The sequence below is a fragment of the Marinobacter alkaliphilus genome (assembly GCF_055394375.1).
The window spans coordinates 2,875,525-2,896,100 of the sequence record NZ_AP043751.1 but is presented as its reverse complement, the minus strand read 5'-3'; the positions used below and the strand labels follow the sequence as shown (position 1 = coordinate 2,896,100).

Genomic DNA, 20,576 nt, shown 5'->3' with positions numbered 1-20,576 from the left:
CTATCCTTCTGAGAATGTATATGGCTCTTTGGTGATGCGATTCTTTTGCCCGGAATCCCTGTGCACCGTCCGGACTTCACCCTCCGGACTCCTGAATACCGTGCTGACCATATTAACGACACGATTATCGTAGGTAATCCGTGAAACAACTTCAAAAAAACGGGTTTGCAAGGTCAGCCCGGTGGTTTTCAGGCCCATACCGGAAAACTCTGGCAAGGCGAGGAAATCCTGCAAATTCTCAAACCGCTCTTCTTCTCTCTTGGCCAGAACTGACTCTGCCTGAGCTTCCGTCATGTCATCGTGCAACGACATCAACACCGCGCCAGTGGCGGTATTCACGTTGATCCCGATACCACTGACCGGCAGCGTACTGACATGGGGCCTGAGCGCCACATAGATCTCCTCAGTCATCCCATCGATCAGGCGTAATTCGGTGATTGACACAAACGGCTGATTGGCCGCCCGATACGCCGGCTCCGCTATCAGGTACTGGCCATCTTCGGCGCCATAGGCACTGATCGTCTGGTCATCTGCATCAATCCAGTCAATCAGTGCGTCGACTGACACAGCGGTAATGCCGAGAGCCCGGAACAGCCGCACCAGTCTGTCGCGGGTCAAAGGGTCCACCTGGCCGTTCGGGGTGACCAGGTCGTTGAGATTGATGCGCCCTGCCAGGTCGTCTATCTGAACTTCCGCCACACCGTTGTCGTCCAGTGGCAGGATGGCGGCATATTGAGCCCAGAATTCATCGGGGCTGTCCACCATCACGCCATCTTCCCGGTCCTGCTCGAAATCGCGTACCAGAATGCGGCGGGCGAACTCCTCGGCGCCCAGAGCGATGCTGTGTCCCTGCTGCTGCGCCAGGTAATGCCCGGCCTTGAATACCTGAACACTTTGTTGCCTGCTCATGCCGGTGGCCAGCATCACCACCAGCGCCATGGCCAGCAGCACCATGATCAGCGCTACGCCCTGCTGTCCGGACGGCTTACTCCTGACAGGTTGCCGCTTCATGTGCCGGCCCCTTGCTGGGTATCCTGAACTTCCTGAGATTCTTCTTCATCGGTATCCGAGTTGCCAGTTGCCTCCTGCTGCTGGTTAACCACGGCCTGTGCCTGGGCAAGGTCAAAGTCAGTCAGGGCAAAGGTTCTGACCAGTTCTCCGAACAGTTCATGCTCCAGAGTAATTTCAATGCCCCTCGGCATGGGCAGGACCGGCCTGGCACCGGGCGACAGGCTGGCGAGGTCCTGATCTGACGGCCAGTCATCCTGCCAGTTCAGTTGACTGTTCAGAAAGCGAATTTCAAGAGACACCACGTTGTCCAGTAACAGCAGATCCTGGCTATTGTCTTCCTGTCCCTGGTCAACCGTCGGCCAATAGCGGCGCCGGAGCTCGGTCCCGGTGTATTCCCAGGCAACCCGTTGCAGCCCACTACGCCTCAGGCCGAGGGGGTTTCGCCAGCCCTGGCGGGTTAATACCAGTTCAAAGGCGTCCTCACGACTGCTGAGTGCAGGCCGGAAGTCGCCGTAGACGTCCCGAATCGGCCGGTTAACCAATTGGTTCAGGTCCCGCTCCAGCAATAGCATGGTTTTCTGGAGGTTTTCGAACTCACCAGACACGTCGTTCACCCGGTCACGCGCAGTCACCACGCCATTGATCACCTGCCAGACTCCGAGACCGATAACAGCGGTGATGGTCACCGCAATCAACACTTCCATCAGGGTAAAACCGGAACTGGTATGAAGACCTGAATAGCCTGAACGGGAGCGCATCACTTCTCCCCAAGAAATGCTGACAGGGTATGCACAGGAACCGGATCGCCCCCACTGTCAGTGTAGCGGGCAACGGTTACTTCCACCCGGCGCATGCTCGGCTCGGCGGTACCTTGAACAACCGTGGTGACCCGCCACCGGTACTGGCCGAAATCCTGATCATCGGAGTTTTCGGAAATGCCCGGCAACGCCTCTTGCAAACGGAGTTCGTTGATCCGGTTATCTGCCACCCAGCCGGCCAGGGTTTTATCGCGAACCCGTTCGTAGCTTGAAATGTATTGACTGCCTACCTCCGCCGCTGCAGTGGCTATCAAACCGAACACCAGCAAGGCAATCAGCACTTCAAGCAGAGTGAAACCTCCGGCGCGGTTTACCATGCCTCATCCTCACTGCCCGGTTTGCGCCACTGGAGCGGGGATACACCGTCGGACTCGATCACGTGCATGTCGTCGGTGTTGCTGCCGATGGTGAACTCAAGAATAAAGGGTGTGGTTTCGCCACTGGAGAAAAACACCACGTCCGGGCGCAGACGATCTTCTGCCGAGGTCAGGCGGGGCGCGTCGTTTTCAATGTAATCAGTGAGGGTTAGCCATTCAGGCAAGGGCCTGGCACGGAACAGCCGCTCCCCGGACATCTTCCATTCACCGGTATCATCCTGATACGACACGAATCGATAGTTGTCGTCCTCGATTAACAGCCCAAGCTCCAGATTGTTCAGGATTGCCTGTTCCGATGCGGTTTGCATCAGCAGGAACAGATCCTGAACGGTATTCTCCAACTCACGCTTCTGAGAACTTCCGGCCATGTTGAACACCGCTAACGCGGCCAGAAGCCCGACAATAATCAGGACAACCAGAATTTCAATCAGCGTAAAACCGATTTGGTTCGCCCTGCGTTTCACAATCAATCAGTTCCCGGTATTCCAGACACTGATATCGGCAGCATCACCCTCGCCACCCTCCTGGCCGTCAGAGCCGAAGGAGTACAGATCGTAGGGACCCTCCGTTCCGGGGCTCACGTACTGGTACTCGTTACCCCAGGGATCTTCCGGGACGCTTTTCAGGTAGCCGTCTGCGTTCCAGTTACGGGGTTCCGGTGATCCACTGGGCCGGCGCACCAACGCTTCCAGACCTTGCTGTGTAGACGGGTAATGGCTGTTGTCCAGGCGGTAGAGGTCCAGAGCATTGGCAATGTTGCTGAGCTGGGTTTCCGCCACCGTCACTTTAGCCTGGTCGCTACGGCCCATGATGTTGGGTGCCACAATCGCTACCAGCAAGCCAAGAATGACCATCACCACCATGATTTCAATCAGCGTGAAGCCTTTGTTACGGGCCGGGTTCGGGTTCTGTTTCATACTCATTGTTCCACTCATCATTGACCTGGGTCTTGGGTTAATCCGTTTTCATGGCAGGCGTTAGCCCACGAGATTGCTCATGTTCAAAATGGGCAGCATGATCGCCAGTACGATGATCAGCACCACGACGCCCATCACCAGCAGCATCAACGGCTCAAACAGGCCGACAATGGCTGCAATCTTCGACTGCAGGGTGTTTTCCTGCATCCGGGCAGTGCGCTCCAACATGCCGTCCAGCTCACCACTGGCCTCGCCACTGGCAATCATGTGCAACATCATTGGCGGAAAGTAGCCTGTCTGATCCAGCGACCGATGCAACGAGCCGCCCTCGCTGACTTTACGTGCCGCATCTTTCAGCTCTTTACGCAGGTAGTCGTTAGACAGTACCTCACCGGCGATTTTCATGGCCTCTACCAGTGGCACACCACTGGTGGTCAGGATGCTCAGGGTGCTTGCATAGCGCGCCGTGTTCACACCCCGAACCATGCCCGAGAACAACGGAAGATGTAACAACTGCTTGTGGAATTTCATCCGGAACCCGGGTTTGTTCAGGGCAACGCGGAAACCAACCAGTGCCAACATCAACAGGATAAAGAGATAGACACCATAAGTGCCGAGAAATTCCGACACCGATAACATGGCCATGGTCAGCCCGGGCAAGTCCTGTCCTTGCCGGACAAACACCTCGATGATATCCGGCACCACGTAGGTCAGCAGGAAGACCACGATGGCGATAGCAACCACACTGAGAATGATCGGGTAGATCGCGGCCAGCTGGATTTTCTGCCGGGCTTCCTGGCGGTTTTCGGTGTAGTCCGCCAGCCGGTTCAGTACCAGGTCCAGATGCCCGGCGTGTTCACCGGCAGCGACGGTGGAGCGATAAAGCCGGGGAAATGCTCTTGGAAACTCACCAAAACTGTCCGCCAGCGTGTAGCCTTCCATCACTTTGGCCCGAATAGCGATTAACATGCTGCGGATGCGGGGCTTGGTGGATTGCTGCGCGGCTGCACTGAGTGCCTGTTCGATGGGGATGCCTGACTGAATCAGGGTGGCCAGTTGGCGGGTTACCAGGGCAAGGTCCGCGGCACTCAGGGAACCTCGATTACTGAACGGGTTGGTTCGGGCCTGTTGTTTGTCAACGGCCGGTTCAACGGTCAGCGGGGTTAACCCTCTCTCCCGCAACTGCTGGCGCACGGCACGAGCAGCGTCTGCCTCCAGTACACCCTGCTTTTGCTTTCCCCGTTGGTCCAGCGCTTTGTAAACGTAGGCTGGCATGGATTACTGGCTCCGGTGGGTAACGCGCAGAACTTCTTCCACGGTGGTCGTGCCTTCCAGGATCTTTTTGACCCCGTCCGCATGAATGCTCGGGCTACGAAGGCGAGCGGCTTTCTCCAGGTCCATCTCCCCTGCCCGTTTGTGAATCAGCGTGCTGATTTCTTCGGTAATTTCCACCACCTCATAAATACCGATACGGCCACGGTATCCCAGCTGGTTGCAGTGTTCACAGCCTTTGGCCCGATAAATGGTGGGCGGATTGGCCGGGTCCTGCTGCAGGAATTCGCAATGTTCTTCAGTCGGCGTGTAGGGTTCGCGACAATGGGTACACAACACCCGTACCAGACGCTGGGCAACAATACCCACCAGGCTTGAGGAGATCAGGAAGGGCTCAATGCCCATATCCATCAAGCGGGTAATGGCACCCACCGCAGTATTGGTATGCAGGGTTGAGAGCACAAGGTGACCGGTCAAACTGGCCTGAACGGCAATCTCCGCCGTTTCCAGATCCCGGATTTCACCAATCATGACCACATCCGGGTCCTGGCGCAGGATAGCCCGAAGCCCACGGGCAAAGGTCATATCCACCTTGGTGTTGACCTGGGTCTGGCCGATACCAGGCAGGTTGTATTCGATGGGGTCTTCAACAGTCAGAATATTGCGGCTGCGATCATTGATCTCCTGCAATGACGCGTACAGGGTGGTCGACTTACCGGAACCGGTCGGGCCGGTTACCAGCAAAATACCATAAGGCCGGTAGATGAGTTTGCGCAAAATCTTAAGGTCATTTCCCGCCATGCCCAACGATTCCAGGCGAATGGTGCCCGCCTGTTTATCCAGCAAACGCAGCACCACTCGCTCGCCACTGGATGACGGCATGGTGGACACCCGAATATCCACTTCCCGGCCGGCAACCCGGAGCGCAATACGGCCATCCTGGGGCACCCGCTTTTCAGCGATATCCAGTTTTGCCATGACCTTGATGCGGGAAACCAGCAAAGGCGCCAGGGCCCTTTTGGGCTGAACCACCTCACGCAGCACGCCATCCACCCGGAAGCGCACCACCAGGTGTTTTTCATAGGTTTCGATATGAACGTCCGAAGCGTTGGTTTTCACTGCCTCGGTAAGAATGGCATTGATCAGGCGAATGATCGGGGCGTCGTCTTCCTGCTCCAGAAGATCTTCGGTCTCCGGCACAGAATCCGCCAGCGACGCCAGGTCCATGTCATCGCCAATACCCTCCACCATCTGCATGGCTTCGGCTGAATCATTCTGATAAGCAGCGTTCAGGGCCTGGTCAAAACGGTTTGCTTCAATTGTGGTAAAGCGGGCCCGACCACCACTGATCCGGTTTGCTTCAGCAAGTGCAGAGTGGGACGCACCCGGTCGCACCAGGATAATCGCTTCACCGTCTTCATTGCGGGTAAGAATGACACCGTTGCGCTTGGCAAAGGTGAACGGAAGACGGCCCAGCGGCGCATCCTGCGGCTGCATTTCAGTTTCGGTGGTCAAGGTCTTCCTCGTTGTTTCCGTCAGATCATTCATTATTCTTCTGGGACTTTCCGGCGCCGGAAAAATCCTTTAATTCTTTAGCCATACAAAGGCACTAAAAAAGGCTACCACAGGAATGGGAACCACTGAACAACTCTATACACTATACTGCCACTAATTCATTTCAGTCTGATAACCTGTGAGCTTTTTACGCCTACGATCATTCATTCAGGAAACCCGATGCTCGCTCTTGATCAAAGGATACCATTGTTACTTGCGGTGACTGCGGTTGTGGCCATGCTAGGGCTGACCACTTGGCAGGCATACCAGTTCTGGCAAAAAGAGTCGCAGCGTACCCTGCCCCAGGTGCAGGTAGCAGGCAATGGAACGGACACAACAAGACAGAACGTGCCAGAGGTACAGCTGGCAAACCTGACCCTGTTCGGTGCAGCCACGGACACCGGTGGCGCTGTGGAGGTGGATACCGAAAATCTGCCAGAAACCAACCTCAGGCTTTCGCTGCGCGGTGTGTTAGCTGCTGACGGCGAGTTCCCGGGCAGCGCGCTGATTGAAGATGACAAGGGCAAGACCGAAGCTTACCTGGTGGGCAACGAGCTTCCCGGCAACGCCAAGCTACGCACCGTGTTCCCTAACCGGGTCATTATCGAGCGCGCCGGCAAACTCGAAAACCTCTATTTTCCGGAGCTTGATGATCGCTCAGGCGTTTCTCTGGCCAGCAGCAATGCAGAAGCACTCGACCAGGAGATACAGCAACGGCAAACACCGCAGCCTGCACAACGTGCATCATCCAGCGGCACGGCCACGCCAGCGGGCGAACAACAACGCAGAGAGGAGATCAGACAGCGACTGGAGCAGTTACGCCAACGGCTACAGAACAGTAATTGAGGCCTGATATGGCAACGGCAACCTGGTCTGCACGTCGCCATTCCATCCTCATCCCCCTGGTATTTGCTTTTTCCCTGGCGGGCGCCATTGAACTCAGTGACCGGCTGATGACCTACGTGCTGAGTGAATTCGGCCAGGAAGCCCATCAAAGGCTGCAAGACTGGCAGCGGCTGCATCAATTGGCCCGTAATGCCCCGATCGACCGACAGCTTCGCCTGGTCAATTCGTTCTTCAATCGGATCCCTTTCGTCAGTGACATCCAGCATTGGGGTGAAGAAGACTACTGGGCCACGCCCGTAGAATTGCTGACCACAAATGGTGGAGATTGCGAAGACTTCTCCATTGCCAAGTACCTGACACTCCGAGCCATGGGCGTTCCCGACGAAGAGCTGCGTATTGTCTATGTCAAAGCCCTGGAGCTGAACCAGGCCCACATGGTTCTGGCCTGGTATAAGACCCCAGACGCCGATCCGTTGATCCTCGACAACCTGATAAACGACATTAAACCTGCCTCTCAAAGAACTGATCTAGAACCCGTTTATAGCTTTAACGGTGAAGGCCTCTGGCTCAACCGTTCCACCGGGGAGCGTTCGAGGATTGGCGATGCTCAGAGGCTTGAGCACTGGCAGGACCTGAACAGACGGTTGACCGAGTCTCTGCGACATTGATGTTGCACCTGGCGCCAAATGACAAAGCCAATGTCGCACTCTGCCACTGGGTTTTGGCGCCAACGCTATAGAATGCCGACACTTTTCATGAAATCGGGAGTTGTGGTCGATGCGACGCTGGAATGGATGGGGTGATGATCAGTTCAACCTGGAGCTGCCTGCGCAGGGCCAGGCATTTCTTGAACAGCGAGTTGGTTCTGCCAATCCGTTACAGGATGCCACCCTGGAGAAGGTCTGCCTGAAGGTACCGGCCACACGCCTGCCTGCCGACGCCAAGGTTGATGATTTGATCGATACCAGCGCGGAGGTACGAGTGCGCCACGCCCGGGGCCAAAGCCTGGTGGACTGGCTCGCCCTTCGCAGTGGTGAGATCGGGACCTTTCCCGACGGGGTTGCATTTCCAGACTCCAATTCGGATGTTCGGGCCTTGCTGCGCTACGCCAACGACCACGACCTGCATCTGATTCCCTACGGTGGCGGCACCAGCGTGGCGGGGCACATCAACCCCATCGACCAGGGCAAACCGGTTCTGACCGTCAGCCTGGCCAAAATGAACCGCCTTCTGGACCTGGACCGGGAAAGTCAGCTGGCCACGTTTGGCGCCGGCACGCCGGGCCCCCTGGTCGAGGCGCAGTTACGTGCTCACGGCTATACCCTGGGCCACTTTCCCCAGTCCTTCGAGCTCTCCACCATTGGCGGCTGGGTGGCCTCCCGCTCCAGCGGACAACAGTCCCTTCGCTACGGCCGAATTGAGCAGTTGTTTGCCGGAGGCCGAATCGAAACCCTCCAGGGCACGCTGGACCTGCCCACCCTGCCTGCTTCCAGTGCGGGGCCGGATATCCGGGAGATGATTCTGGGCTCCGAAGGTCGGCTGGGGCTGATCACTGAAGTTAAAGCCCGTGTCAGCCACCTGGCGGACCAGGAAGCCTTCTATGTCGTGTTCTTCCCAGGCTGGGAACAGGCAAAAACGGCTTGCCGAAAACTGGTTCAGAACCGGATTCCCCTGTCCATGTTGCGGTTAAGCAACGCCATAGAAACCGAAACCCAACTGGCTTTGGCCGGCCACCCCCAACTGATCGGCATGCTTGAGAAATTCCTGTCGTTCCGTGGGGTACGCGAAGGTAAGTGCATGATGACCTTCGGCATTACCGGCAGCAAAGCCCAGTGTCGTTCTACCCTGTCTCAAGCCAGGAAAGTGTGCAGTGCCCATGGTGGTGTTTATACAGGCACCAAACTTGGCACCAAGTGGGCTGAAAAGCGCTTCACCATGCCCTACTTCCGGGAGGCGCTCTGGCAGATGGGCTATGCGGTAGACACCCTGGAAACGGCGACAGACTGGGATAACGTCGATAACCTGCTCAATCGCATTGAGAGCAACCTGCGGGAGGGTCTCAGTAAGGACGGAGAAAGAACCCACGTGTTCACCCACCTGTCCCATTTTTACGGACAGGGTTGTTCCATCTACACAACCTATGTGTTCCGCGTAGCCGATACCTATCCGGAAACCGTTGCCCGATGGCAGCACCTGAAAAACACCACCTCGGAACTGATCGTCCGCAACCGGGGAACCATCAGCCACCAGCACGGGGTTGGCAAGGACCATGCCCCCTTCTTGCCGGTGGAAAAAGGCGAACTGGGCATGCGCGCCATCCGTGCGCTGACCGATAGCTTTGACCCAGACGCCCGCCTCAATCCCAAAACCCTTCTGGACTGAGGTCGGTATGACACGACAGCAGATTCTCGCAGAACTGAAAAGCGGTGATGCCCGATTCGATGTAGTGATTGTCGGTGGCGGCATCACCGGCGCAGGTGCTGCCAGAGAAGCAGCCGGGAGCGGCCTGAGAACCCTTCTGGTGGAACAGAAAGACTTTGCCTGGGGCACATCCAGCCGATCGTCAAAGATGGTTCATGGTGGATTACGCTACCTGGGCAGTGGCCATATTGGCCTGGCCCGGGATGCCGTCAGGGAGCGCCAGCGCATGATGGAGGAGGCCCCGGGGCTGGTTGACCCACTCCGGTTTGTCATGCCCCATTACCGAAGCCAGTTCCCCGGCCCCCGACTGTTCCAGGCTTTGTTATCGGTATACGATCGGCTTGCCGGTGTGAGCAGCCGGAAACGCCTGCCCCCCTCACAAAGCCAGCAATGGGCGCCCGGTCTGAGCCAGGCCGGGCTTCTGGGTGCCAGCCTGTTTACCGACGCCCTCACCGACGACGCCCGACTGGTGCAAAGGCTGATCGCCGAGGCGAGCCAGGACGGCGCCCTCTGCCTCAACTATGTATCCGCCAACCGGATCACCCGGAATGAGGCCGGCAGGGTTAATGGGGTTGTTCTGGTTCCGGAGGGGGAACCACTGGAAGCTGGCATTTCCGTATCAGCCAACACGGTTATCAATGCCACCGGTGCCTGGGCAGACAAACTGCAACAGCAGGGCCCTTCAGAACAACCGCTGAGTATTCGCCCGCTCAAGGGCAGCCACCTTGTCGTGCCCTGGCAACGGCTACCGGTAACCTGCGCTGTGTCTTTGTTCCATCCGGAGGACAAACGCCCGGTATTTGCCTTTCCGTGGGCCGGCACAACGGTACTGGGCACCACCGACCTGGACCATCCGGGAAGCCTGGACCAGGAGCCGGTTATTAACGAACAGGAGGTTCGCTACCTGTTGAAGGTGACTGAACACCTTTTCCCCGGCGCCAGCCTGACCGCCCAGGATGTGATCTCCACCTGGGCTGGTGTCCGGCCCGTGGTGACGGATGGTCAGGGCAAGGCCCCCTCCCGTGAGAACCGTGAGCACGCCCTGCGCCGGGACAAGGGCCTGATCAGCGTCGCCGGTGGCAAACTCACGACCTTCCGACAGATTGCCCGGGAGGCTCTGGAAGCCGCGCTCGGGCCGGATGGCAGCCACAGGCTCCGGGCCGATGACCAGCCAGTGTTCACTCCACCGGCCGACCTTCCGCGACCCACTCAGGTTCGCCACCTGACCTGGCACCGTCTCAAGGGCTACTACGGACCAGCCCTGGGCGAACTGTGTCGCGATGCGGATTTCACTGAAATCGCCGATACCGGCGTGCTCTGGGCCGAGCTGGAATGGGCCTGCCGGAATGAGCAGGTACACCACCTGGATGACCTTTTACTTCGCCGAACCCGCCTGGGGCTTGTCTTCCCCGCCGGCGCCAGAGCCCTGCTGCCAGACATCCAGGAACGATGCCAACGCCGGTTGGGTTGGACTAACGACCACTGGCAACGGGAAGTGGAGCGCTATCTGTCGCTGTATCAGCAGGCTTATGCCCTGCCATCTGAGGGCAGGTAAACAGTATGGCCAACACACCGCTGATTCTGGCGATCGACAATGGCACTCAGAGCGTCCGGGCGCTGCTGTTTGACCAACAGGGCAATTTGCACGGCAAGGGCAAGCAGGAAATCGAGCCATACTTCTCAGAACACCCGGGCTGGGCCGAGCAGCATCCTGACTACTTCTGGCGCAATCTCGGGTTGGCCTGCCAGGCGCTCTGGCAAAGTACCGATGCGACACCGGACCAGGTCGCCGGCGTAACCGTGACGACCCAGAGGGGCACGGTAATCAACCTGGACAAACACGGGCAACCGTTGCGCCCGGCCATTATCTGGCTGGACCAACGCCATGCCCGGGTGGACGGCCCGTTAAAGGGCCCCTGGGGACTGTTGTTCAAACTGGCGAGACTGGAAGACACCATTGAGCGGTTCCGGGAGAAAACCCAGGCCAACTGGATTGCCCAGAACCAACCGGAACTCTGGGCACAAACCCACAAGTTTTTGTTGCTCTCCGGCTACCTGAATTACCGCCTGACTGGCGAGTACAAAGACTCCACCGGCAGCCAGGTGGGCTACCTGCCTTTTGACTACAAAAAACAGCAGTGGGCCGGTAACCGGGATTTCAAATGGCAGGCCATGCCAATCACCCGTGACATGCTGCCGGACCTGGTACGACCGGGTGAAGTCATCGGCCAGTTGGTTCCGGAAGCAGCCAGTCACCTTGGCCTGCCAGCAGGCCTGCCAGTTATTGCGGCGGCGTCAGACAAGGCCTGCGAAATACTCGGCTCCGGCGGGCTCAGCCCGGACATCGGCTGCATGAGCTACGGCACCACCGCGACGATCAACACCACTAATCATCGGTACGTTGAGCCCACCCGGTTTATGCCGCCTTATCCGTCCGCCCTGCCCGGTCACTACTCAACGGAAGTGATGATCTACCGCGGCTTCTGGATGGTCAGCTGGTTCAAGAAAGAGTTTGGTTTGCGGGAGCAAAAGCTGGCCGAACAACGGGGGATTGAACCGGAGGTCCTGTTCGATGAACTGGTCAATTCGGTACCGCCTGGCTCCATGGGCCTGATGCTGCAACCCTACTGGAGCCCGGGTGTGCGCCAGCCGGGCCCCGAAGCCAAGGGGTCGATCATCGGGTTCGGCGACGTCCACACTCGGGCACACCTGTATCGCGCCATTCTGGAAGGCCTTGCCTACGCACTCCGCGAAGGCAAGGAGCGGATCGAGAAACGCAGCGGTCAGAAAATTCGCCGGCTCAGGGTGGCCGGTGGCGGCTCACAAAGCGATGCTGCCATGCAGTTGACCGCCGATATTTTCGGACTGCCCGCCGAGCGACCGCACACCTATGAAACCTCCGGCCTGGGCGCGGCGATAGACGCCGCCGTGGGATTGGGGCTGCACCCGGATTTTGACACAGCGGTACGGGAGATGACTCGTGTCGGCCAGGTGTTCACCCCTTCTGAGCAAGCGACTGAGCTTTACCAGCGCCTGTATTCAGACGTGTATCTGGACATGTACCCACGGCTGCAGCCGTTGTATCGGAAAATCCGAAATATCACCGGCTACCCCAAGTAATAAATGATGAATTTTCGCCCGATACATATATAATGGTGAAAATTGCACAAAGGAGGTCTAGCCATGAATGAGCCGGCTACCCTGGCCCCTCAGACCAGCGACAAAGCCCTGCTGGCCAAGGCCTTGCTGAATTCCGCCAAGGCGTTTGGTCTTTCCCAGGCCGAAGCCGCCGCCATCGTTGGCCGCAATCGCAGCGGTTTGACCCGCGACGGCATTGATCCAGACAGCAAGTCAGGAGAACTGGCCCTGCTGTTCGTTCGCCTGTATCGAAGCGTTTACGCCCTGACCGGCGGCGACAACCAGGCCATGGCCCACTGGCTCAACACGCCAAATCATTACTTTCGGGGCACCCCAAGAGATATGATTCAGTCAACGGAAGGGCTGGTTCGGGTAATTCACTATCTGGATGCCATGCGGGGACGGATTTGAACTACAGGGAACGTATTAAGAACACTCTGGGCAGCTTACAGGGACAGCTCTTTCGGGTGGTCGAGAGTCAGGAAGACATCGCCACCACCCGAATCGTTGACAACATGCAGGAACAGGCTCGCCTGGAGCAACTGCTGGATGCCAGCAAACCACCCATTCCCGAGCAAGCCGGTAAACTGCATTACCTGCTGGCGACGCCCTTTCGATACCCGCCACTCAAATACGGCTCGCGGTTCGGGCGTAGCTTCGAACCCAGTCTGTTTTACGGCGCCATGAGCATTCCCACAGCCTTGGCAGAGACCGCTTTCTATCGGTTTGTGTTCACCAGCCACGTGTCAGAACCTTTCAAACGGCCGCTGACTACGCTGCACACAGTCTTCACCGCCCGTTTCCGTTCAAGTCGCGGAGCGCGGCTTCAGGCTCCTGAGTGGCGGGACCTTCAAGAAACCCTGACCGACCCGGTCAGCTACCGGGAATCCCAGGCTCTGGGCAGCGACCTGCGCCAATGCGGCGCGGAAGCGTTTCAGTTTCTCTCGGCCCGGGCTCTTCAGGCCGGTTTGTACCGGCTACCCTGGCAACCTGGGCACGGAATGGACGGACTCAACGTGGCGCTGTTCAGCCCCCGGGCACTCCGGGACACCGCGCCGAGGTCGTGCCACAAACTCATCGTCGCCACCTCAGACCAGCAAGTATCCATGAGTCTGACGCTGGCTGATGGAAGAAAGCAGGTTCACAACTTTGGCCGGGAAGCCTTTCTGGTAGAGGGTGTTATTCCTCAACCGGCCCTGTAGCCACCACTTCGTCATCCCGCTGCCAACCTCCACCCAGGGCTTTGTAGAGGTCGACGGCGGCAATCAGTCGGTTCAGGCGCATCTGGCTAAGTTGCTGACGGGCGTCGAACACATTGCGCTGGCTCTCCAGCAGGGTCAACAAGTCGTCCGCGCCCTCCCGATAACGGACTTCCGTAAGTCTGAGCGTTTCTTCAGCACGTGCCAGGATCTCTTGCAGGCGCTGCTCCTGAAGCTCAAACAGAGAATCCCGGTCAAGGGCATCGCCCACTTCCTGGAATGCCGTCAACAGACTGCCCCGATAGCCTTCGAGCAGGGCCACCCGCCGGGATTCTGAAATCGCCAGGGCGTTTCGCCGCTGGCCGCCGTCAAACAACGACTGACTCAAACCCAACAGACCACTCACGCTTCGAGTCGGATCAGCAAGGCTGAGAAAACTGTCGGTGGATAACCGAACCGCTGCACTCAGGGAAACCGACGGCAACAGGGCTGCCCTTGCCTGTTCAATATCGGCGCTGGCAGCCACCAATCTTGCCTCCTGGGCGGCCAGATCAGGCCGACGTGTGACCAGACTGGCCGGCGCCAAGGGATTGATCACCGGTATGCTTACCTCTGAGATATCGGCATCTGGCGTGTCGCCCTCAAACGGTAATTCTCCAGTCAGCACCCGTAATGCTACCAGCCGTTGCCGGGCCTGGTATTCCAGTGGCGGCACCGCGTTACGCAGGCTCAATACCGACGTTTGCTGGCGCGCCAGCTCAGCCCGACTGGCAGCCCCATTGCGGAAGCGGACCTCCACCAATGCCAGAGTACGCTCGCCAATCGCCAGGTTATTCCGCGCCACCTCTACCCTCTGCTGTAACTCCAGCCATTCAAACCAGGTGCTGGCGACCGATGCAATCAGGGTGATACGAGCTGCGTCGTAGTCAAACCGGGTGGCCTGGAAAGATGCCAGAGCTGCACCTTCGACGGCAGACAACCGCCCCCAAAGATCCAGTTCATAGTCCACGGATAAGCCGGCACTGGTTGAACCCTCGTTGTTGGTATCACCACCGGAGGCTCGGGAAGCCTGCCGCCCGGTACTGGCCGTTGCCCCCACTGAGGGCAAGAGGCCAGCGCCGGCGGACTGCAGCTGCAAATCGGCCTGAATGACGGACTGGGCAGTGGCCGCCAAATCGGGGTTGGCCGCCAGGGCCTTGTCAATCAGCCGGTTCAAATGGTCATCATTGAAAGCCTGCCACCAACTGGCATCGATGTCCTGCCCCTTATCGAGTTGAGCGGACCATTGCTCCGGTGGAGTAACTGGCAAAGGCACCGGCTCCGGTGTGAACGTGGCGCATCCGGCAACCAGGAGAGCTGGCAGTAGAACCAATATTCGGGCGTTCATAGTCATAGTCTTATTCCGACGCCAGGGCATGGACCGGGTCCAGGTGAGCGGCTTTGCGGGCTGGCAGAAAACCGAAGATCAGCCCGGTGGCAAAGGCACAGGAGAACGCTAATACCATCGGCGACACGGTCATGTGGACCGGCGTGCCAAACGAGCCGATCAATTGGGTGGCGGTGATACCCAGCGCGACACCGATCAGCCCACCAATGGCCGAGACCAGCCAGGCCTCGGTAAGAAACTGTTGCAGAATGTTCCAGGCCCGCGCTCCGGTGGCCATGCGAATGCCGATTTCCCGCGTGCGTTCGGTCACGCTCACCAGCATGATGTTCATCACACCGATGCCGCCGACCAGCAGCGAAATGGCCGCAATGGAGCCCAGCAGCCAGGTCAGGGTATTTTGGGTTTCAGAGATGGTGTCGATCAGCGACGCCATATTGCGGATGGTGAAATCCTCAATGCCACCATGCCTGGCCAGTAGGGTTTCGTGAATAATCGCCTCTATTTCGCTCATCCGGTCCAGATCAGCCACCGCCACGGTGATATTGCGCAGGTGGGTTTGGCCAAAAATACGCAAACTACCCGTTGTGTAAGGTACTAACACAACATCATCCTGATCCTGGCCCATGGGCGATGCGCCCTTCTCCCCCATCACGCCAATCACCTGGAACAGCACATTGTTTACCATCAGGTGTTTGCCGAGCGGGCTTTCGCCGGGGAACAGTGTGTCGGCCGTCGTTTTGCCCAACACGGCTACTGCCGCATAGTTGAGCTCATCCTGTTCCGAAAAGAAGGTGCCTTCAATCACCGGCCACTGCCTGGCCACCGGAAACTGGTATGAGGTGGCGTTAATCTCGGCTCGGTGGTCAAGGTTAAAGTACCGAAGCGTTTGCGAACCGGTTAGTTCAGGTATCGCTGCAAGAACCCCTTCTACTTCATTGATTGCACGATAATCTTCTGGGGTTAGCGTCGTCACTGACCAGCGACCCCCACGCTGATCCGGACCGCCGGGGCGAATCAGCAACAAGTCACTGCCCATGGTACTGATTCGATCAACCACGTCTTTCCTGGCCCCCTCCCCGATAGCCAGCATGGTAATCACAGACGCCACGCCAATCACGATGCCCAGCAACGTCAGTGCGGTTCTGAACAGATTGCTATGCAACGAGCGCATGGCACTTTTCAGGGCCTCCTGCCAGTCACTCAGCACCACGCCATGGCGACTGGCCTCTATTGCCGATGATGAGTCTGTAGCGCTGTCATCCCGGCCGGTATCTTGTACCACTTCGCCATCGGCGATATGAATTTGCCGGCGGGCAACATCCGCCACATCCTGATCATGGGTGATCAGAATAACGGTATGCCCCTTGCCAGACAGCTCAGTCAGCAGCCGGATAACCTCTTTGCTGCTTTTGCTATCAAGGGCGCCGGTAGGCTCATCGGCGAAGATCACCTGGCCGCCATTCATTAATGCCCGGGCAATTGAAACGCGCTGCTGCTGACCACCAGACAACTGGCCGGGGCGATGGGTAAGCCGCTCTCCCAGTCCCAGTTCGGTTAACAGTTTCTCCGCCCGCTCCCGGCGTTGGGCGGGGGCCCTGCCTGCATAGATGGCCGGAATCTCAACATTCTCCCGAGCGGTCATGCCCGGCAGCAGGTTGTAGCTCTGGAAGACAAAGCCGAAAGCCTCCCGGCGCAATAACGCCAGGTCATCCCGACTGAGCGCGGAAACGTCACGGCCGTCATACCAGTATTCCCCCGAGGTTGGCTGGTCCAGGCAACCGAGGATATTCATCAAGGTGGATTTACCGGACCCGGAGGGGCCCATGATGGCAACGAACTCACCCGGATAAATTTTCAGGTCAATGCCCTTGAGTACCGGTACGGCCAACTCCCCCTCCCCGAAAGAACGGGTAATGCCGCGCAACTCGATCAGAGGCCGGCTTGCGGTCATCGCAGCATACCCCGGAAGTTGCTGGTGTTACTGGAACCAGAACGCGGATCCCGGGAAACCAACACGACCTTTTCGCCTTCCTTTACGCCAGAGACCACTTCCGTATGTACCCGGTTACTGACGCCGGCCACAATGTCCCGCCATTCAACCTGGCCTGCCTGGGTCAGCACCTGCACCCGGCCCCGTTGAACCGAGGACACTGGCACCCGCAGCACATCCAGGGCTTCGCTCTGAATAAAGAACACCTGGGCCGTCATGTTCGGTAGCAGTTTGCCGTCATCGTTATTGGCATCGAACAGGGCGTTGTACAGTACAACATTGTTGGTCACTTCCGGTGTCGGCTCTATGTACAGCAACTCGCCGTACACCTTCCGTTCCGCATCACCCAGCGTGGTGAAGTAAACGCGCATCCCAGGCTCGAGTTTGCCCACATCAGCTTCCGATACCTGTGCCCGCACCCGCATGGTGGCCAGATCAGCAATACGCATCAGAACCGGGGCTTGCTGGGTTGCATTCAGGGTCTGGCCCTGGCGGGCTTCAATGGACACGACAGTGCCCTCCATGGGTGCATAGATTCGTGCATACCCGAGGTTGGCCTCTTCCGCACGCAAGGTGGATGAGGTTTGTTCGATCTGTGCTTCCAGCATTGCCAGTTGCGCTTTGGCGGAGGCCAGTGACGCCTCGGCAGTCTGCAGCGATTCCCGTGTAGTGGCTTCTTCTTTGAACAAATTGCTCTGGCGCTGGAACTGGATTTCCGCCAGCCGCAACTGCGCCTTTCGGTCATCCAGTTGCGCCCGTTGATTCTTGAGCTGGGCCCGGGTGGCGTCGACCTTGGCCACGTATACGGTCGGATCAATCTCCGCCAGCAAGTCGCCCTGGGAAACCGTTTGCCCAACCCTTACATGGATGGTTTCGAGCTGGCCTGATACCTGGGCACCCACGTCCACATAATTACTGGGCTCCAGCACGCCAGTAGCGCTGACCAGCTGCTGGATATCGCCGCGGGAGACTTCGATGGTGTTCAGGGGCGGCTGTTTGTTTCCGCCGTTCTGGAAATACCACCAGCCTCCGGCTGCAAGAATCACCAGGCCTGTGAAAACACCAAACCAGGTTGGCCAACGCCAGCGGTTGCGGGAAGCAAGTGCCATTCAGAAGTTCTCCATACGCTCTGATCAGCGGCAACCATAGAGAACGCCAGCGAGGAAAAAAAGAGTTTGCTCAGGGTTTTGCCAAACCTTTACATAGCTCCAGTTCAGCTATCAACTGCGGTAACCGCAACCGTTTGCCAGTGGAAATTCGCGGCCCATTCATAAGCCTGTTGGTAAGGCATCGGCTTCGCATAATAGAACCCCTGCCCAAGGTCGCACCCAAGTTCAATCAGACGAGCGTGAGTCTCAGCATTTTCAATGCCCTCAGCCACCACCCGACGACCAAAGCTGCGGGCCAGGCCCAGTATTGCGGTGACCACCATCTCACTCTCCGGATCGTCCAGCATGTCATTGACAAAAGAACGATCAATCTTGATCTCGTGGGCAGGAAGTTTACGGAAGTAGTCCAGAGAGGAATAGCCGGTACCAAAATCGTCCAGCGACACCTCCACCCCCAAGTCCCGACACCGCCGAAGCGTATCAATTACCAGGCTGGCATCATCCATGGCGGTGGTTTCAAGCAGCTCCAGAATCAGCCGGTGGCGGAGCCCGCGGGGCAAACGCTCCACTGCCTGGGCCAGATCTGCCGGGAAGGTTTTGCCCAGAAAGTGGGACGGGCTGAGGTTCACGCTCAGGGAATAGGCCAAACCCTGACTATTGAACAGCAACAGTTTGTCGATGGCTTCGTTGATCACCAGGTTGCCAACGGTGCGAGCGTATTCGGTGTATTCAAGATGTTCCAGAAAGTGCCCCGGGCCCAGCAAGCCATCGTCGGGATGATTCCAGCGAATAAGGGCCTCAAAGCCTTCAACGGTCTGGCGCTTGTAATCAATCTTGGGCTGGTAATACAGCTCCAATTCGTCACGACTGATGGCTTGGCCAATCTGCTCCAGAACCCTTACTCGCTCTTTCCGGGTAAAATGGGACTGCAGGTCAAAGATTTTATAGGCGTTCTTGCCGGATTCCTTGGCTGCATACATCGCCTGGTCCGCGTGGCGAAGCAGTAAATCGGTATCTGCGTCGTCATCCGGATACACAGTCACGCCCATGCTGCCAGACAGGTGTAAAACAAAGTGCCGGTAACTGATGGGCTGGCGGATGGCTTCCAGAATGCGGGAATACACACGCTCATCGTCTACATCCCGAAGTATCGCCACAAATTCATCACCGCCAAGGCGGGCGATCACATCGTGGCCCCGCACGGTGTTCTTCAGCCGCTCCGCGATCGACCTGAGAACTGCATCGCCAACGGAGTGGCCATGCTCATCATTGATCTCCTTGAAACCATCGAGGTCAATAAAACAAACCGCCACGGTGCCGTTGCGCTGCTTGGCTTCAAACAGCTCCTGTTCAAACAGTTCCGTTAACCGTCGCCGGTTGGGCAGCCCGGTCAGGGCATCAAAATTAGCGGCCTGTTCCAGGCTGAGTTGATGCTCACGTTTTTCCTGGTAAAGACGCTTCCGTTCAATCAGGGTGCCAACGGTCTGCAGCAGCGGAGCAAGGTCGTCGGCAAGGCTTTCTTTATAGCCGCCCACCCGGTTGGCCAGGCCAACCAATCCGATCAGATTCCCGCCACTGTATACCGGCAACCCGATGTAACTGGAGATTGGAGGGTGACCAGGTGGCAGGCCACCGCGGCGGGCATCGTTTGCATAGTTGTTGGTAAGCACCACACCGCCAGACACCAACCCTGCCCCCAAGAGGTTATCCAGCCTCTCAAACAGCATGCCCCTGCGTTCTACCTGCTGGAACAGGGCCTGGGTTTCAGGACTCCAGGCGATGTTGGTGATCGCGCCTACCTTGAGGTATGGCGTGCCATCGTCGTGATACAGCACTTCACCAATAAACCCGAACTGGCTACCCGTGAGGGCCAGCAAATCGGCCAGCATCAACTCGAAGGCCGCCCGCTCGTTGTCATTGGTCAGAAAGACATTCTGGGCCCGCTGAATGGCCCGGCTGAGATGCGACACCTTGACGTCACCCTCATCTCCTCCGGTGAGATAGGCGCATTCCAACTCGTCCTCGATGAGACTGGCCAATGTACGAAGTACATCCAGCTCTACTTCCTGGATCTGGCGCGGTTTATCATCAATGATGCAAAGGGTTCCGAGCTTGAAGCCACTGGGCTCCCGAACAGGAATGCCCGCATAAAAACGGACGTGGGGTTGGCCGGTAACCAAGGGGTTGGATTTGAAGCGGGGGTCTTTGCTGGCATCCTCGACGATAAAAGCCTTGTCCTGACGGATCGCATAATCGCAGAAAGCCACTGAGCGTGGTGTTTCCTTAGCATCGATGCCGTCTTTGGATTTAAACCACTGGCGTTTATCATCCAAAACGGTGAACAAGGCCGTTTTGACTCCATAAAACTGGCGGGCAATTCGAACCAGCCTGTCAAACCGTTCCTCTGGTGGCGTGTCCATAATCCCTAACTTCTCAAGCGCAGCGAGGCGCCTTTTCTCCATAGGGTCCAGGGGCATACAGGTTTTGCTCCGCGTAAGGAAACACCAGACCAGGCCTTTTGGGCGTATTAATTCTCC

18 protein-coding genes are annotated in these 20,576 nt (G+C 57.8%); 7 read left to right on the top strand and 11 right to left on the bottom strand.

Annotated features, from left to right (window positions below; all coding sequences use genetic code 11):
- The 7 genes from gspK to gspE are packed head-to-tail and all read right to left on the bottom strand — an operon-like array spanning window position 1 to window position 5,892.
- Window positions 1-1,011 carry a type II secretion system minor pseudopilin GspK gene (gene gspK, locus ACZ5Q2_RS13185; protein ID WP_058091057.1) on the bottom strand — a complete coding sequence of 337 codons (1,011 nt, stop codon included), beginning with the start codon at window positions 1,009-1,011 and terminating at the stop codon, window positions 1-3.
- Window positions 1,008-1,769 carry a type II secretion system minor pseudopilin GspJ gene (gspJ, locus tag ACZ5Q2_RS13180; protein WP_432210009.1) on the bottom strand — a complete coding sequence of 254 codons (762 nt, stop codon included), beginning with the start codon at window positions 1,767-1,769 and terminating at the stop codon, window positions 1,008-1,010. Before gspJ ends, gspK begins: the two co-directional genes overlap by 4 nt.
- Entirely contained in the window at window positions 1,769-2,146 is a 378-nt protein-coding gene (gene gspI / locus ACZ5Q2_RS13175; protein ID WP_106695829.1) for a type II secretion system minor pseudopilin GspI, read from the bottom strand. Before gspI ends, gspJ begins: the two co-directional genes overlap by 1 nt.
- Window positions 2,140-2,676: a type II secretion system minor pseudopilin GspH gene (gspH, locus tag ACZ5Q2_RS13170; RefSeq protein ID WP_432210010.1), complete on the bottom strand. Its 537-nt coding sequence runs from the start codon at window positions 2,674-2,676 to the stop codon at window positions 2,140-2,142. Before gspH ends, gspI begins: the two co-directional genes overlap by 7 nt.
- Window positions 2,677-3,129, bottom strand: coding sequence for a type II secretion system major pseudopilin GspG (gene gspG / locus ACZ5Q2_RS13165; RefSeq protein ID WP_072677266.1), 453 nt, complete (start codon window positions 3,127-3,129; stop codon window positions 2,677-2,679).
- Between the two features lie 54 nt (window positions 3,130-3,183).
- A complete protein-coding gene (gene gspF, locus ACZ5Q2_RS13160; RefSeq protein ID WP_058091060.1) occupies window positions 3,184-4,398 on the bottom strand; it encodes a type II secretion system inner membrane protein GspF in 1,215 nt (404 codons plus the stop codon).
- Between the two features lie 3 nt (window positions 4,399-4,401).
- Entirely contained in the window at window positions 4,402-5,892 is a 1,491-nt protein-coding gene (gene gspE, locus ACZ5Q2_RS13155; protein ID WP_230714764.1) for a type II secretion system ATPase GspE, read from the bottom strand.
- A 237-nt stretch (window positions 5,893-6,129) separates the two neighbouring features.
- On the opposite strand from gspE, the gene ACZ5Q2_RS13150 reads away from it, so the two are divergent.
- From ACZ5Q2_RS13150 to ACZ5Q2_RS13120, 7 genes are all read left to right on the top strand, one after another.
- The gene (locus ACZ5Q2_RS13150; RefSeq protein ID WP_432210011.1) at window positions 6,130-6,795 is read left to right on the top strand and encodes a type II secretion system protein N; all 666 of its coding nucleotides are present in this window, start codon (window positions 6,130-6,132) and stop codon (window positions 6,793-6,795) included.
- A gap of 8 nt (window positions 6,796-6,803) precedes the next feature.
- The gene (locus ACZ5Q2_RS13145; RefSeq protein ID WP_106695831.1) at window positions 6,804-7,463 is read left to right on the top strand and encodes a transglutaminase-like cysteine peptidase; all 660 of its coding nucleotides are present in this window, start codon (window positions 6,804-6,806) and stop codon (window positions 7,461-7,463) included.
- Window positions 7,464-7,572: 109 nt separating this feature from the next.
- Window positions 7,573-9,177: an FAD-binding oxidoreductase gene (locus tag ACZ5Q2_RS13140; protein WP_432210012.1), complete on the top strand. Its 1,605-nt coding sequence runs from the start codon at window positions 7,573-7,575 to the stop codon at window positions 9,175-9,177.
- A gap of 7 nt (window positions 9,178-9,184) precedes the next feature.
- A complete protein-coding gene (locus ACZ5Q2_RS13135; RefSeq protein WP_432210013.1) occupies window positions 9,185-10,771 on the top strand; it encodes a glycerol-3-phosphate dehydrogenase/oxidase in 1,587 nt (528 codons plus the stop codon).
- 5 nt (window positions 10,772-10,776) lie between these two features.
- A complete protein-coding gene (locus ACZ5Q2_RS13130) occupies window positions 10,777-12,336 on the top strand; it encodes an FGGY-family carbohydrate kinase (protein WP_432210014.1) in 1,560 nt (519 codons plus the stop codon).
- A gap of 63 nt (window positions 12,337-12,399) precedes the next feature.
- Complete coding sequence (locus ACZ5Q2_RS13125) at window positions 12,400-12,765, top strand: MbcA/ParS/Xre antitoxin family protein (protein WP_432210015.1); 366 nt, start codon at window positions 12,400-12,402, stop codon at window positions 12,763-12,765.
- Window positions 12,762-13,556, top strand: a complete 795-nt coding sequence (locus ACZ5Q2_RS13120) for an RES family NAD+ phosphorylase (RefSeq protein ID WP_432210016.1) — start codon at window positions 12,762-12,764, stop codon at window positions 13,554-13,556. Before ACZ5Q2_RS13125 ends, ACZ5Q2_RS13120 begins: the two co-directional genes overlap by 4 nt.
- On the opposite strand, the gene ACZ5Q2_RS13115 is transcribed toward ACZ5Q2_RS13120, so the two are convergent.
- The 4 genes from ACZ5Q2_RS13115 to ACZ5Q2_RS13100 all read right to left on the bottom strand — a co-directional run bounded on the left by ACZ5Q2_RS13115 (window position 13,534) and on the right by ACZ5Q2_RS13100 (window position 20,516).
- On the bottom strand, window positions 13,534-14,946 hold the full coding sequence (locus ACZ5Q2_RS13115) for an efflux transporter outer membrane subunit (protein ID WP_432210017.1): 1,413 nt from the start codon (window positions 14,944-14,946) through the stop codon (window positions 13,534-13,536). The genes ACZ5Q2_RS13120 and ACZ5Q2_RS13115 overlap by 23 nt on opposite strands.
- A 4-nt stretch (window positions 14,947-14,950) precedes the next feature.
- Entirely contained in the window at window positions 14,951-16,891 is a 1,941-nt protein-coding gene (locus ACZ5Q2_RS13110; protein WP_432210018.1) for a MacB family efflux pump subunit, read from the bottom strand.
- The gene (locus ACZ5Q2_RS13105; protein ID WP_432210019.1) at window positions 16,888-18,039 is read right to left on the bottom strand and encodes an efflux RND transporter periplasmic adaptor subunit; all 1,152 of its coding nucleotides are present in this window, start codon (window positions 18,037-18,039) and stop codon (window positions 16,888-16,890) included. Before ACZ5Q2_RS13105 ends, ACZ5Q2_RS13110 begins: the two co-directional genes overlap by 4 nt.
- 104 nt (window positions 18,040-18,143) lie before the next feature.
- The gene (locus ACZ5Q2_RS13100; protein WP_432210020.1) at window positions 18,144-20,516 is read right to left on the bottom strand and encodes a sensor domain-containing phosphodiesterase; all 2,373 of its coding nucleotides are present in this window, start codon (window positions 20,514-20,516) and stop codon (window positions 18,144-18,146) included.
- Window positions 20,517-20,576: the final 60 nt, after the last annotated feature.

Excerpts from the sequence above, each read along its gene's own strand:
- ACZ5Q2_RS13100 (WP_432210020.1), bottom strand. The coding sequence starts at position 20,516 with ATGCCCCTGGACCCTATGGAGAAAAGGCGCCTCGCTGCGCTTGAGAAG.
- ACZ5Q2_RS13150 (WP_432210011.1), top strand. The coding sequence starts at position 6,130 with ATGCTCGCTCTTGATCAAAGGATACCATTGTTACTTGCGGTGACTGCG.
- ACZ5Q2_RS13140 (WP_432210012.1), top strand. The coding sequence starts at position 7,573 with ATGCGACGCTGGAATGGATGGGGTGATGATCAGTTCAACCTGGAGCTG.
- ACZ5Q2_RS13125 (WP_432210015.1), top strand. The coding sequence starts at position 12,400 with ATGAATGAGCCGGCTACCCTGGCCCCTCAGACCAGCGACAAAGCCCTG.
- ACZ5Q2_RS13105 (WP_432210019.1), bottom strand. The coding sequence starts at position 18,039 with ATGGCACTTGCTTCCCGCAACCGCTGGCGTTGGCCAACCTGGTTTGGT.
- ACZ5Q2_RS13115 (WP_432210017.1), bottom strand. The coding sequence starts at position 14,946 with ATGACTATGAACGCCCGAATATTGGTTCTACTGCCAGCTCTCCTGGTT.
- gspI (WP_106695829.1), bottom strand. The coding sequence starts at position 2,146 with ATGGTAAACCGCGCCGGAGGTTTCACTCTGCTTGAAGTGCTGATTGCC.
- gspJ (WP_432210009.1), bottom strand. The coding sequence starts at position 1,769 with ATGCGCTCCCGTTCAGGCTATTCAGGTCTTCATACCAGTTCCGGTTTT.
- gspK (WP_058091057.1), bottom strand. The coding sequence starts at position 1,011 with ATGAAGCGGCAACCTGTCAGGAGTAAGCCGTCCGGACAGCAGGGCGTA.
- ACZ5Q2_RS13145 (WP_106695831.1), top strand. The coding sequence starts at position 6,804 with ATGGCAACGGCAACCTGGTCTGCACGTCGCCATTCCATCCTCATCCCC.
- ACZ5Q2_RS13135 (WP_432210013.1), top strand. The coding sequence starts at position 9,185 with ATGACACGACAGCAGATTCTCGCAGAACTGAAAAGCGGTGATGCCCGA.
- gspG (WP_072677266.1), bottom strand. The coding sequence starts at position 3,129 with ATGAGTATGAAACAGAACCCGAACCCGGCCCGTAACAAAGGCTTCACG.
- ACZ5Q2_RS13110 (WP_432210018.1), bottom strand. The coding sequence starts at position 16,891 with ATGACCGCAAGCCGGCCTCTGATCGAGTTGCGCGGCATTACCCGTTCT.
- gspE (WP_230714764.1), bottom strand. The coding sequence starts at position 5,892 with ATGCAGCCGCAGGATGCGCCGCTGGGCCGTCTTCCGTTCACCTTTGCC.
- gspF (WP_058091060.1), bottom strand. The coding sequence starts at position 4,398 with ATGCCAGCCTACGTTTACAAAGCGCTGGACCAACGGGGAAAGCAAAAG.
- ACZ5Q2_RS13130 (WP_432210014.1), top strand. The coding sequence starts at position 10,777 with ATGGCCAACACACCGCTGATTCTGGCGATCGACAATGGCACTCAGAGC.